The 13,302-nt window shown below is 63.8% G+C and carries 13 protein-coding genes and 1 tRNA gene; 10 read left to right on the top strand and 4 right to left on the bottom strand.

All coding sequences use genetic code 11. The annotated features are described in order from the left end of the window. Positions 1-29 precede the first annotated feature (29 nt). Both tuf and rpsJ read left to right on the top strand, forming a co-directional pair. Positions 30-1,220: an elongation factor Tu gene (tuf, locus tag QPK29_RS07505; RefSeq protein ID WP_160406738.1), complete on the top strand. Its 1,191-nt coding sequence runs from the start codon at positions 30-32 to the stop codon at positions 1,218-1,220. Positions 1,221-1,400: 180 nt separating this feature from the next. After that, positions 1,401-1,718, top strand: a complete 318-nt coding sequence (gene rpsJ / locus QPK29_RS07500) for a 30S ribosomal protein S10 (protein WP_005663509.1) — start codon at positions 1,401-1,403, stop codon at positions 1,716-1,718. A 212-nt stretch (positions 1,719-1,930) separates the two neighbouring features. Here rpsJ and QPK29_RS07495 read toward each other — a convergent pair whose 3' ends face one another. Both QPK29_RS07495 and QPK29_RS07490 read right to left on the bottom strand, forming a co-directional pair. Further along, positions 1,931-3,286 (bottom strand): 8-oxoguanine deaminase, encoded by a 1,356-nt coding sequence (locus QPK29_RS07495; RefSeq protein WP_371770645.1) that lies wholly within the window; start codon positions 3,284-3,286, stop codon positions 1,931-1,933. A gap of 77 nt (positions 3,287-3,363) precedes the next feature. Beyond that, entirely contained in the window at positions 3,364-4,716 is a 1,353-nt protein-coding gene (locus QPK29_RS07490; protein ID WP_056329180.1) for a uracil-xanthine permease family protein, read from the bottom strand. A gap of 435 nt (positions 4,717-5,151) precedes the next feature. Between QPK29_RS07490 and QPK29_RS07485 the strand changes: the two genes are divergently transcribed. After that, positions 5,152-6,153 (top strand): LacI family DNA-binding transcriptional regulator, encoded by a 1,002-nt coding sequence (locus tag QPK29_RS07485; protein WP_056126486.1) that lies wholly within the window; start codon positions 5,152-5,154, stop codon positions 6,151-6,153. A 4-nt stretch (positions 6,154-6,157) separates the two neighbouring features. Here the strand turns inward: QPK29_RS07485 and QPK29_RS07480 are convergent, their stop codons facing one another. Further along, positions 6,158-7,213 (bottom strand): mechanosensitive ion channel family protein, encoded by a 1,056-nt coding sequence (locus tag QPK29_RS07480; protein WP_371770644.1) that lies wholly within the window; start codon positions 7,211-7,213, stop codon positions 6,158-6,160. A gap of 35 nt (positions 7,214-7,248) precedes the next feature. Further along, the gene (ggpS, locus tag QPK29_RS07475) at positions 7,249-9,555 is read right to left on the bottom strand and encodes a glucosylglycerol-phosphate synthase (RefSeq protein WP_371770643.1); all 2,307 of its coding nucleotides are present in this window, start codon (positions 9,553-9,555) and stop codon (positions 7,249-7,251) included. Between the two features lie 346 nt (positions 9,556-9,901). On the opposite strand from ggpS, the gene QPK29_RS07470 reads away from it, so the two are divergent. The 7 genes from QPK29_RS07470 (at position 9,902) to rplV (ending at position 13,302) form a co-directional block, all read left to right on the top strand. After that, positions 9,902-9,978 (top strand) — tRNA-Val (locus tag QPK29_RS07470). Between the two features lie 288 nt (positions 9,979-10,266). Next, positions 10,267-10,923, top strand: coding sequence for a 50S ribosomal protein L3 (rplC, locus tag QPK29_RS07465; protein WP_036240330.1), 657 nt, complete (start codon positions 10,267-10,269; stop codon positions 10,921-10,923). Between the two features lie 3 nt (positions 10,924-10,926). Further along, positions 10,927-11,547, top strand: a complete 621-nt coding sequence (gene rplD, locus QPK29_RS07460) for a 50S ribosomal protein L4 (RefSeq protein WP_056126492.1) — start codon at positions 10,927-10,929, stop codon at positions 11,545-11,547. Next, entirely contained in the window at positions 11,544-11,861 is a 318-nt protein-coding gene (gene rplW / locus QPK29_RS07455; protein ID WP_036240333.1) for a 50S ribosomal protein L23, read from the top strand. The genes rplD and rplW overlap by 4 nt, the downstream gene beginning before the upstream one ends. Then, the gene (gene rplB, locus QPK29_RS07450; RefSeq protein ID WP_036240335.1) at positions 11,861-12,688 is read left to right on the top strand and encodes a 50S ribosomal protein L2; all 828 of its coding nucleotides are present in this window, start codon (positions 11,861-11,863) and stop codon (positions 12,686-12,688) included. Before rplW ends, rplB begins: the two co-directional genes overlap by 1 nt. Before the next feature lie 9 nt (positions 12,689-12,697). Next, positions 12,698-12,973, top strand: a complete 276-nt coding sequence (rpsS, locus tag QPK29_RS07445; RefSeq protein ID WP_036240336.1) for a 30S ribosomal protein S19 — start codon at positions 12,698-12,700, stop codon at positions 12,971-12,973. Further along, complete coding sequence (gene rplV / locus QPK29_RS07440) at positions 12,970-13,302, top strand: 50S ribosomal protein L22 (RefSeq protein WP_179966292.1); 333 nt, start codon at positions 12,970-12,972, stop codon at positions 13,300-13,302. The genes rpsS and rplV overlap by 4 nt, the downstream gene beginning before the upstream one ends.

Raw genomic sequence — 13,302 nt, 5'->3', positions numbered from 1 at the left:
GATAATTGTTCTTTTAAAGGAAGATCAAAATGGCAAAGGAAAAATTCGAACGGACCAAGCCGCACGTGAACGTCGGCACGATCGGTCACGTTGACCACGGCAAAACCACCCTGACGGCTGCAATCGCAACCGTCCTGTCGAAGAAATTCGGCGGTGAAGCCAAGGCCTACGACCAGATCGACGCGGCTCCGGAAGAAAAAGCACGCGGCATCACGATCAACACCGCGCACGTCGAGTACGAAACGGCCAACCGCCACTACGCACACGTCGACTGCCCGGGCCACGCCGACTACATCAAGAACATGATCACCGGTGCTGCCCAGATGGACGGCGCGATCCTGGTGTGCTCCGCTGCTGACGGCCCGATGCCGCAGACCCGCGAACACATCCTGCTGGCTCGCCAGGTGGGTGTTCCGTACATCATTGTGTTCCTGAACAAGTGCGACCTGGTCGACGACGCAGAACTGCTGGAACTGGTCGAAATGGAAGTGCGCGAACTGCTGTCGAAGTACGAGTTCCCGGGCGACGACCTGCCGATCATCAAGGGTTCGGCTCGTATGGCGCTGGAAGGCCAGCAGGGCGAAATGGGCGAAGACTGCATCATCCGCCTGGCTGAAGCCCTGGACACCTACATCCCGACCCCGGAGCGTGCCGTCGATGGCGCCTTCCTGATGCCGGTGGAAGACGTGTTCTCGATCTCGGGCCGCGGTACCGTGGTGACCGGTCGTGTCGAGCGCGGCATCATCAAGGTCGGCGAAGAGATCGAAATCGTCGGTATCGTCGATACGGTCAAGACCACCTGCACCGGCGTGGAAATGTTCCGCAAGCTGCTGGACCAGGGTCAAGCTGGCGACAACGTCGGCCTGCTGCTGCGCGGTACCAAGCGTGAAGACGTCCAGCGTGGCCAGGTCCTGGCCAAGCCGGGTTCGATCAAGCCGCACACCGACTTCACGGGCGAAGTGTACGTCCTGTCGAAGGACGAGGGTGGTCGTCACACCCCGTTCTTCAACAACTACCGTCCGCAGTTCTACTTCCGTACGACTGACGTGACCGGCTCGATCGTTCTGCCGGCCGACAAAGAGATGGTCATGCCGGGCGACAACGTGTCGATCACCGTCAAGCTGATCGCTCCGATCGCGATGGAAGAAGGTCTGCGCTTCGCAATCCGCGAAGGCGGCCGTACCGTCGGCGCCGGCGTGGTTGCCAAGATCATCGCTTAATTTAGCGATCATCCAAGTAGTCGCAATACGACAGAAGGGGCAGGACGAAAGTTCTGTCCCTTCTGTTTGAGCAGTAAGGGATAAAACGGTGTTATACTGCCGTCCCCTCCGCAGTACACGCAGTACCTGACACATGATTGCCGGCCCGTGTGCCGGTTCGTTCTTTTTTAAGGAAATAGCATGTCCGCTCCGAATCAGAAAATCCGTATCCGCCTGAAAGCGTTCGACTACAAGCTGATCGACCAGTCCGCTCTGGAAATCGTCGACACCGCCAAGCGCACCGGCGCAGTCGTCAAGGGCCCGGTTCCGCTGCCGACCCGCATCCAGCGTTTCGACGTGCTGCGTTCCCCGCACGTCAACAAGACCTCGCGCGACCAGTTCGAAATCCGTACGCACCAGCGTCTGATGGACATCGTGGACCCGACCGACAAGACCGTCGACGCGCTGATGAAGCTGGACCTGCCGGCTGGCGTTGACGTCGAAATCAAGCTGCAGTAATCGTATCAAGCGCCACGGCGGCCCTGCCGCCGGCGCATGCAAAACGGCCCATCTACTTCGCGGTAGATGGGCCGTTTGCTTTTGCACGTCATCCGCGCGAAAGCGGGGACCCATGCAGAAGATACGAAGTCGAAATTGAAGCGCATTGCGGCGTTTCCGACATACTGAATTCTGCCGCTCTGCATGGTTTCCCGCTTTCGCGGGAACGACGACTAGGCCAGCACCAACTCCTCCGCCAGCCGGTTATGCCGCTCCAGCACGACCGGCAGGTCGACCGTCCTCAACACCCCATCCTTCACGACAACCTTGCCGTTGATGACGCTGTGATTGACGTTGGCCGGCGTGCAGAACACGAGCGCCGCCACCGGGTCGTGCAGCGCGCCCGCGAAGCCCACGCCATCCAGCTTGAACATGACGACATCCGCCGACATGCCCGGCGCGATGCTGCCGATGTCGTCGCGGTTCAGCACTTTCGCGCCGCCCAGCGTGGCGAGTTCCAGCGCCTGGCGCGCGGTCATCGCATCCGGACCGAAGCCCACGCGCTGCAGCAGCATCGCCTGGCGCACTTCGCCCAGCATGTGGGCGCCGTCGTTCGACGCGCTGCCGTCCACGCCGAGGCCCACGGGCACGCCGGCGTCGACCATCTTGCGCACGGGCGCGATGCCGGACGCGAGGCGCATGTTAGAGCACGGGCAGTGCGCGACGCCGGTACCGGTCCGCGCGAACAGGCCGATGCCCGCATCGTCCAGCTGCACGCAGTGCGCGTGCCACACGTCGTGGCCGACCCACCCGCAGTCTTCCGCATATTCGGCCGGCGTCATCGCGAACTTCTCGCGGCTGTACGCGATGTCGTTGACGTTTTCCGCGAGGTGCGTGTGCAGCGACACGCCGTGGCTGCGCGCCAGCAGCGCCGCTTCCTTCATCAGGTCGCGCGACACGGAGAACGGCGAGCAGGGCGCCACGACGATCCGCTGCATCGCGTGGCGCGACGCGTCGTGGTACGTTTCGATCAGCCGCTGCGTGTCCTTCAGGATCGCCGCCTCGTCTTCCACGACGCTGTCCGGCGGCAGGCCGCCTTTCGAGCGGCCCACGCTCATCGCGCCGCGCGCCGCGTGGAAGCGCATGCCGATGGTGTGCGCCGCTTCGATGCTGTCGTCGAGGCGGCAATCGTTCGGGTAGATGTACAGGTGGTCGCTGCTCGTCGTGCAGCCCGACAGGATCAGTTCCGCCATCGCGGTGAGCGTCGACACGTGGACCATCTCGCCCGTCAGGTTCGCCCACACGGGGTACAGGTTCGTCAGCCAGTTGAAGAGTTCGCCGTCCTGCGCGGCCGGGATGACGCGCGTGAGACTCTGGTACATATGATGGTGCGTGTTGACGAGGCCGGGGATGACGACGTGGCCGGCCGCGTCGATCACCTCGTCGGCGTCCTGGGGGAGTGCGTCCGTCGTGCCCACGCTGACGATCACGTTGTCGCGGATGAAGACGGCACCGTCTTCGATTTCGCGGCGTTGCGCGTCCATCGTGACGAGGACGCGCGCATTCTTGATCAGGAGAGTTTTGCTCATAAGTTCCACTTTTTTAGATTTCAACACTGCGGAAACAATGCGCGGGCACTGCGGAAACAATGTCGGGAGTATCCCCGTCAGACCGCCTCCAGGTCTTTGACCAGCAGCGGCTGGGGGACGTCTTCTTCGTCGTCGTGGACTTCCACGGGACGGTTCGGCAGTACCAGGTTCAGCAGGACGGCCATGATGGCGCCCGTGCTGATGCCCGAGCCGAAGATTTCATTCACGAACGGCGGCAGCTTGGCCAGCAGTTCCGGACGCACGCTGACGGCGAGCCCGCAGCCGATCGAGACGGCGATGATGAGACCCGTGCGCTTGTCGTGCTCGACCTTGCCCAGCATCTGCACGCCGGCGGTAAGAATCATCGCGAACATCATGAGGCCCGCGCCGCCCAGCACGGGCTGCGGGATCGTGACGACGACGGCGCCCAGCACCGGGAACAGGCCGGCCAGCGCCAGCATCACGCCGGTGAGGGCGACGACGTGGCGGCTCGCGACACCGGTCAGCGAGATGACGCCCACGTTCTGCGCGAACGTCGACATCGGCGGCGCGCCCAGCGTCGAGGCGAATGCGGAGCCAACGCCGTCGCACAGCACGCCGCGCTTGAGCAGCGTGCCGCGCATCTTCGTTTCGGTCGCGGCGCCCAGCGCCATGAAGGTGCCGGTCGTTTCGACCATCGTCACGACATAGGCCAGGGCCATCGCGAAGATGCCGCTCGGCGGGAAGCTCATGCCGAAGTGCAGCGGCTGCGGCAGCGCGAACACGGCGGCCTTCTGCACGCTCGAGAAGTCGACGAGGCCCAGGCCCAGGCAGACGGCGTAGCCGATCGCGATGCCGATCACGATGGCGGAGGCGGAGATGATGCCTTTGCCGAACTGGACGAGCGCGACGACGATGGCCAGCACGAACAGCGCGATGCCCAGGTTCGCGGGCGCGCCGTAGTCCGCGCCCGGCGCCTTGCCACCGGCCGCCCAGTCGACGGCGACGGGGACGAGCGACAGGCCGATCATCGTGACGACGACGGCCGTCACCTGGTGCGGGAACAGTTTGCGGATCTGCGGCATGAAGAAACTGCCGACGATCATGACGACGGAGCCGGCGAGCGACGAGCCGAGGATGCCCGCCACGCCATGCTCGAAACCGATGCTGATGGCCGCGCCGACGAAGGCGAAGCTGGTGCCCATCACGCACGGCAGCCGGATGCCGACGGGGCCGATGCCCTTGCACTGGACGATCGTGACGATGCCCGAGCCCAGCAGCGCCGCGTTGACGAGCGCGACGACCTGGTCCGCGGGCAATTTGAGGATGGCGCCGACGACGAGCGGCACGGCGATGATGCCGCCGAGGGCGGCCAGCATGTGCTGGGCGGCGAGGAGGGTGGTGGTGACGAGAGGAGGGCGGTCGTCGACCTTGTACAGCAGATTGTTCATGTATGTCTCCGTCGAATGTTGTCCTGAACTGCGTCGGGTGGTTCGATGATTTCCGGACGGTGGAGACGATGAACCACGGCAGGCAATCCGGGATCCGGATGCAACCGATTGCGACGTCTCCACAATGCTTGGGCCACTCTGCGGCGGCTTGTTTTCAAATCATGATGCCCCTGCATGCCGGCACTGTCAACGAATTTGTATACAGTTTCTATTGGCTAAGAAGTCGGTGATTCTGCTGTCTCACAGAGGGAAGATGGGGATTTTTGGCGTCCTCTGTATACAATTTTTCAAGACCGTTTTGCGTGGAAATATCAGATCGACTGGCCGGCCACAGCCCTCTTGATAAGCCGGATAGCGACCTGATCTTGAAGAATGAACCCCGGGAGTTGTGATTACTGAAACACATCGGTAATAATCGCGCCTCAGGAGGAAGCGATGGCGACCATGAAACAGGTAGCGGAGCGTGCCGGGGTGTCGATCTCCACGGTCTCGCACGTGATCAACAACACGCGCGTCGTCAGCAACGACGTGCGCCAGCGCGTGCTCGGCATCATCGACGAGATGCGCTACATCCCCAGCGCCGTCGCCCGCAGCCTCAAGAACGACAAGACCCACACCATCGGCGTGCTCGTGCCGAACTCGTCCAATCCATACTTCGCCGAACTGATCCGCTGGATCGAGGACGCGGCGTTCGAGCTCGGCTACAACATCATCCTCTGCAACGCGCACGGCGGCGCACGGAAGCAGGCCGCCTATCTGCGGCTGCTGATGGAAAAGCGCATCGACGGCATGGTCCTCGTCGCCAGCGGCGCCGACGACGAACAGGATCTGTTGCTGCGCCATCAAGCCGTCCCGATCGTCCAGCTGGAACGGGCGCTGCCCGGGCTCGATGCGGACCTCGTCCTGGCCGGTCAGGAAGAGGGGGGCTACCAGGCCACGCGCCACCTGGTCGAACTGGGGCACCGCGAGATCGCCTGCGTGTCCGGCCCGGCCGACCTGCCGCGCACGCGCGAACGCGTCGGCGGCTTCCTGCGCGCGATGGCGGAGGCGGGGCTGGCGGTGGCGCCGGACCGCATCGTGCACGAGGAATTCACGAGCGCGGGCGGCCACGCGGCCTTTACGCGCCTGCTGGGCCAGACGCAACGCCCGACCGCCGTGTTCGTCACGAGCGACCTGATGGCGCTGGGCGGCCTGTGCGCCGCCGGTGCGGCCGGGGTGCGCGTGCCGGCGCAGTTGTCCGTGGTCGGCTATGACGATATCGCCGGCGCGGGCTATGCGCTGCCGCCGCTGACGACGGTGGCGCCGCCCAAGCGCGACATGGCGAATCTTGCGATCGAGCTATTGATCGATCGCATACGCGGCCAGTACGCGCCGCCGCGCAGCACGGCGCTGGCCAGCACGCTCGTCGTGCGGGCGTCGACCGCGCCGCCGCAATGATCCGTCAGGTGGTCGCCGGCTCGCGCGCATCGTGCAGATGCAGCCGCTGCGTCGGAAACGCGAACTCGATCTCCAGCGCGGCGAAACGGTCCATCAGCTGCAGATAGATCTCCTGCTGGATGTCCATGTAGCGGACGTAATCCGCCGACTCCACCCAGTACACGACGTCGAAGTTCAGCGAGGGCGCCACCATGCCGGCGAAATGGGCGCGGTCGAACGTCACGCCTTCCTGCGACTTGACGAGTTCCGTCAGCAGCGGCGGAATCAGGCGCAGCTTGTCCGTCGGCGTCTCGTACGCGACGGCGACCGTGAACACGACGCGGCGCCGGCTCATGCGCGTCATGTTCTGCAGCCGGCTCTTGAGCAGGTCCGCGTTCGAGAACACGAGCTGCTCGCCGCCCAGGCTGCGCAGCCGGGTCGTCTTCAGGCCCACGTATTCCACGGTGCCCAGGTATTTGTCGACGATGATGAAGTCGCCGACGACGAAGGGCTTGTCGAGCACGATGGACAGCGACGCGAACAGGTCGCCCAGGATATTCTGGACGGCCAGTGCCACCGCGATACCGCCGATCCCCAGCGAGGCGACGAGCGTCGTGATGTTGACGCCGAGATTGTCCAGCACCATCAGCATCAGCACGGTCCACAGCACGGTCTGCGCGATGAAGCCGACGGCCGCCGCCGACGTGGCGCGGGCCGGGTCGTCGGCGCGGTTCTGGTAATAGTCCGTCAGCCAGGCGCGCAGGGCGCGGTGGCCCCAGACGGCGGCCTGGATCAGGCCCGTGACGATGGCGGCCCGCGCCGCGAACAGATGTACCTCGGGCGGCAGTACGAGGAACTTGCTGCCCGCGAACAGGCCCATGATGACGATGGCCAGCAGCCGCGTGCCGTCGAGCGCTTCGACGGCAATGTCGTCCAGCCGCGTCTCCGTGCGCTCGGCCAGCTTGCGCAAGTGGTGCACGCCCAGCTTCTTGGCGACGTACAGGGCCAGCGCGACGCCGGCCGCGATGCCGAGGGCCGTGAGCCAGGCCAGCGTCGTGTTATCGAAAAACACTACATTCATCCGATCATCCTTTCCGGTAGTTGCGGTGGGATTGCTCAGGCGGCTTCGGGCAATGCCTCGGTGCCGGCTGCCGCGTCGGCGACGGCGGCGAGGAATTCCCCGCCCCAGCGCGCGACGTCATGGTCGGCGACGATGGCGGCCATGCGCTCCGCGCGGTAGGCGGCCTCGTCGGGCCCCATTGTAATGGCGCGGTACAACCTGTCCGTCATCGAGTGCGCGTCGTAGGGATTCGTCAGCAGGGCGCCATGCAGTTCGACCGCGGCGCCGGCGAATTCCGACAGGATCAATACGCCCGGCTTGCCGACCGCGTGGCGCGCCGCGATGTATTCCTTCGCGACGAGGTTCAGGCCGTCGCGCAGCGGCGTGATCCACGCGATGTCGCAGGCCGCGTAATGGGCCAGCACGGCCTCGAACGGCAGCGAGCGATAAAAATAGCGTACCGGCACCCAGTCCAGCGTCGAGAAACGCCCGTTGATCCGGCCCACCGTGCGGTCCAGTTCTTCGCGCAGCGTGTCGTAGATCTCCATGCCGGGCGCGGCGGGCGTGATGATGTTCAGCAGCGTGACCTTGCCCGCCAGCGCCGGATGCTGCTCCAGCAGGCGCTCGAACGCCTGCAGCTTTTCCAGCGACCCTTTTACGTAGTCCAGGCGCTCGATCGAGACGATGCCGGTGCGGCCGGCCAGGTAACCGTCGATCTCGGCGAGATCCGCCGCGACCTGCGGCGTCCGCATCAAGCGCCCGATCAGCGCGACGTCCGTGCCGACCGGATGGGCACCCAGCGCGACGCGGCGGCCGCCGGCCTCGATCGCCGTCGTCGTCGTATCGACGCCCAGCGCGCAGCCATAGGTGAGGAAGCGGGGCGCGCACGGGGCGCTGGCGACGACTTCGACCGGCGCGCAGGAGCGGGCCGCATCGACGAAGTTCTCGACGTAGCGGGGGATGTGGAAGCCCACGTAGTCGCATTGCAGCAGGCTGGCGACGATGTCGCGGCGCCACGGCAGGATGTTGAAGACGTCGCTGGACGGGAAGGCGGTGTGGTGGAAGAACGCGATCTTCAGGTCCGGACGCAGCGGACGCAGGAATGCGGGCACCATCCACAGGTTGTAGTCGTGCACCCAGACGGTGGCGCCTTCCGCCGCCTCGCGCGCGGCCTGCTCGGCGAACAGGCGGTTCACGTCGAGGTAGCGTTCCCAATGGTCCTGGCGGAATTCGGCGCGGTCCGGGAACGAGAAGATGATCGGCCAGAACGCCTCTTTCGAAAACTTTTTATAGAACAGGTCGATGTCCTCTTCGGTCAGCGCGATGCGCGCCGCCTGCAGGTTCGGATACTGCTCCGGATCGACGGCGACGTGGCTCGCAAAACCGTCCGGATCGCGCGAGTCCTGCTGCGACCACGCGACCCAGGACCCCGTGCGGCCGCCCGAAAACAGGCTCAGCAGGGTCGGCATGATGCCGTTCGGGCTTTTCGGGCGGCGCCGCACGGCCACGCCATCCTCGACCGCCTCGTCGAACGGCAGCCGGTGGTAGACCATCACGAGTTCGGCCTTGCCGGGCAGGTGCGCGACCTCCGCCGTGCCCGCGTGATGCGCGCGCAGGCCGTGGTGGGCGAGGCCGTCGAGGATGCCGCCGCAGCCGGCGTTTTCCGCGATGAACACGCTGGGCATGCGGCGCACGCGCGCGACGAGCGCGGGCTCCGCGCCGCCGACCACCACGCCGCGCAAGCCCGTCTCGAACAGCGACAGGTCGTTCAGGGTGTCGCCCGCGACGACGACGTGGGCCGGGTCGAAGCCGGCCGCATCGATCAGCCGGCGCAGCGCGGGACCCTTGCCGACGCCGCGCGGCAGCACGTCCAGGTAGCGCCCGGCGGAGAACAGCAGCTCGCAGCCGAGCGCCTGCACCGCGCTGCGCAGCGCCGGCGTGACGGCACCCTCGGGCGCGATGAACGAGCAGCGCCGCTCCTGCGGCACGCTCTGGCGTTCCAGTTGCGGAAAGCCGGCCAGCGCCTTCAGCACGGCCTGGCTGCCGGGCCAGCGCGCCGCGATCTCATGGTGCAGCGGTTCGACGGGGCGCAGGTTGCCGTGCACGATGGTGGCGCCCACGTCGGCGATGATGTAGTCGGGCGTGGGAATGGTCGGATCGGCCAGCAGGGGCATCACGGATTCCAGTCCGCGGCCCGTGACGAACACGAGCGTGGCGCCCTCCAGGCCGCCGCCGAACAGCTCGCGTACTCTCCGGCGCGCTTCCTGCGGGCCGGCCAGCAGGGTGCCGTCGAGGTCGGTGGCGAGCACGAGCTTGCGCGGATCGAGGTGAGGGGTACGGGAACGGAAAGGCAATGCGGTCATGGTCATCCTTGTCGAGCGATGTCCGCCACGCGGCCCGCTCGAGCGCGGACGTGGCAGGGAGTGAGGCGTGCAGGGCCGCGGCCGGTGGCCGGGTGCGCGCGCAAGAAAGCGGATGCGGCATGGCATCCACGCGACGGGGACGGACGGTGAGCTTGAAACGGGGCGCCAGCGTGAGGATTGTATTTATGGTGTGAGACGGCGCTCGTCCCCGGTGGAACCCGTCAAGGATAACATTGCAAAATAACATCGACAACCCGTGAGACGATTGCACCGAATCACGGAATGACGAGTTTTTTGGATTGGGTATTGCGCTTTGCTAAAACATCCTCGTATAATGCGGCTCCCCGGGCGGTTAGTTCAGCTGGTTAGAATACTTGGTCGACATCCAAGGGGTCGCAGGTTCGAATCCTGCACCGCCCACCAGAATTCCTCCATATCGCAGGCCTCGAGCCTGTAGAGAAAAGATGCCAAGGTGTCTTTTCTGTGCCGTTCAGCTTGAACGGATTCTCTGATCTCCACGACTCTAGCGTAAAGCGCAACAGGCCGCGTCAGCTTCGCATTTTCCTGTTGCGTCCATCCGTTGCGCGCGCTATACTAGCCGGCTTCGGTGTGGGCCTATCTTTTTTTGGTCCACGCGTTTAAGAGGAAGTTTTTTTAAAACTTCCGATAGTCAACTAGCCCCGCCCAATCGTAGGTGGGAATGGAGAAAAAATGAGCCTGGGCCTTCTCGGTCGCAAGGTTGGCATGATGCGCATCTTCACGGACGACGGCGATTCGATTCCCGTCACCGTGCTGGACGTGTCGAACAACCGTGTTGCGCAAATCAAAACTCCTGAAACTGATGGTTATGCCGCAGTTCAGGTCGTCTTCGGTCAACGTCGCGCTTCCCGCGTGAACAAGGCCGCTGCCGGTCACTACGCCAAAGCTGGCGTCGAAGCTGGCACGATGCTGAAGGAATTCCGCGTCGAAGCCGCTCAAGCCGCTGGTTTCAAAGCTGGCGACGCAGTCAACGTCTCGCTGTTCGAAGTGGGCCAGAAGATCGACGTGCAAGGCACCTCGATCGGTAAAGGCTACGCCGGTACCATCAAGCGTTACAACTTCTCGTCGGGCCGCGCCACCCACGGTAACTCGCGTTCGCACAACGTGCCGGGTTCCATCGGTATGGCACAGGATCCGGGCCGTGTGTTCCCGGGTAAGCGCATGACCGGTCACATGGGTGATGTCACTGTCACCACCCAGAACCTGGAAATCGCCCGTATCGACGCCGAGCGTCAACTGCTGCTGGTTAAGGGTGCCGTTCCTGGCGCCAAGAACGGTCAAGTGATCGTCAAGCCGGCAGTCAAAGTCAAAGCCAAGAAAGGAGCGTAAGAGATGGAACTGAAGCTCCTGAATGAGCAAGGTCAAGCTGGCGCCGCAGTCAACGCCGCCGACACCGTGTTCGGCCGTGACTACAACGAAGCCCTGATCCACCAGATCGTGGTCGCCTACGCCGCCAACGCGCGCTCGGGCAACCGCAAGCAGAAGGATCGTGAAGAAGTCTCCCACACGACCAAGAAGCCGTGGCGTCAAAAAGGTACGGGCCGTGCTCGTGCCGGTATGTCGTCGTCGCCGCTGTGGCGCGGTGGTGGTCGTATCTTCCCGAACTCGCCGGACGAGAACTTCTCGCACAAGGTCAACAAGAAGATGCATCGCGCAGGTATCTGCTCGATCTTCTCGCAGCTGGCCCGCGAAGACCGCCTGAGCGTCATCGAGAACCTGACCGTCGAAGCACCGAAGACCAAGCTGCTGTCGCAAAAGCTGCAGGGCATGGGTCTGGACTCGGTCCTGGTGATCACCGACACCATCGATGAAAACCTGCTGCTGGCATCGCGCAACCTGCCGAACGTGCTGGTTGTCGAGCCGAAGCACGCCGACCCGATGTCGCTGGTGTTCTACAAGAAAGTCCTGGTCACCAAAGCTGCTCTGGCCAAGATCGAGGAGATGTACGCATGAGCGCCGCAATCAAATTCAGCGAAGAGCGCCTGATGAAGGTGCTGCTGGCTCCGGTCATTTCCGAAAAGGCGACCTTCGTCGCGGAAAAGAACGAACAGATCGTGTTCAAGGTCCTGCCGGACGCGACCAAGCCGGAAATCAAAGCCGCCGTCGAGCTGCTGTTCAAAGTCGAAGTGGAATCGGTGCAGACCGTGAACCGCGAAGGCAAGCAGAAGCGTTCGGGCCGTTTCACCGGTCGCCGCAACCACACCAAGCGCGCTTTCGTGGCCCTGAAGCCGGGCCAGGAAATCAATTTTGTCGAGGAGGCTAAATAATGGCACTCGTTAAGATGAAGCCAACCTCCCCAGGCCGCCGCGGCATGGTGAAGGTTGTGAACGCCGACCTGTACAAGGGTCGTCCGTTTGCAGCCCTGGTTGAGAAGAAATCGAAGACCGCTGGCCGTAACAACAACGGTCACATCACCACCCGCCACATCGGCGGTGGCCACAAGCACCACTACCGCGTGGTCGACTTCAAGCGCAACAAGGACGGTATCCCGGCCAAGGTCGAGCGCATTGAATACGACCCGAACCGCAGCGCGCACATCGCCCTGGTGTGCTACGCCGACGGTTTCCGCGCGTACATCATCGCCACCAAAGGCATGGCCGTGGGCGATACCGTCATGAACGGCTCGGAAGCGCCGATCAAGTCGGGTAACTGCCTGCCGATCCGTAACATCCCGGTCGGCACCACCATGCACTGCGTCGAAATGCTGCCGGGTAAGGGTGCCCAGATGGCCCGTACCGCAGGCGCCGGCGTCGTGCTGATGGCTCGCGAAGGTACCTACGCTCAGGTTCGCCTGCGTTCGGGTGAAGTGCGCCGCGTGCACATCGAGTGCCGCGCAACGGTTGGCGAAGTCGGCAACGGCGAGCACAACCTGCGCAAGATCGGTAAAGCCGGTGCAATGCGCTGGCGAGGTGTCCGCCCGACCGTTCGCGGTGTGGTGATGAACCCGATCGACCACCCGCACGGTGGTGGTGAAGGTCGTACGGCTGCCGGTCGTCATCCGGTGTCGCCATGGGGCCAGCAGACGAAGGGCAAGAAGACGCGTTCGAACAAGCGCACGTCGTCGATGATCGTCTCGCGCCGCGGCAAGAAATAAGGATAAGACATGACTCGTTCATTGAAAAAAGGGCCGTTCATTGACGCCCACCTGGTGAAAAAAGTCGAAGCCGCGCAAGCGAACAAAGACAAAAAGCCGGTCAAAACCTGGTCGCGCCGCTCGACGATCACCCCGGACTTCATCGGTCTGACGATCGCCGTCCACAACGGTAAAGTGCACGTGCCGGTGTACGTGTCCGAGAACATGGTGGGTCACAAGCTGGGCGAATTCGCCCTGACCCGCACGTTCAAGGGCCACGCCGCTGACAAGAAGGCGAAGAAATAATGGAAACTAAAGCTATCCTCAAAGGCGTCCGCCTGTCGGAACAGAAAGGCCGCCTCGTCGCCGATCTGATCCGCGGCAAGAAAGTCGACGCCGCGCTGAACATCCTGCAGTTCAGCCCGAAAAAAGGCGCGACCATCATCAAGAAAGTGCTGGAGTCCGCAATCGCGAACGCCGAGCACAACGATGGTGCCGACATCGACGAACTGAAGGTCGTTCAGATCTATGTCGAAAAGGGCCCGATCCTCAAGCGCTTTACGGCACGTGCCAAAGGCCGCGGTGATCGCATTTCGAAACAATCCTGTCACATCTTCGTGACTGTCGGTAACTAA

It is taken from the genome of Massilia orientalis, from assembly GCF_030411975.2.
Classification (GTDB): Bacteria; Pseudomonadota; Gammaproteobacteria; order Burkholderiales; family Burkholderiaceae_D; genus Telluria; species Telluria orientalis.
This window is presented reverse-complemented; position numbering and strand designations above follow the sequence as displayed.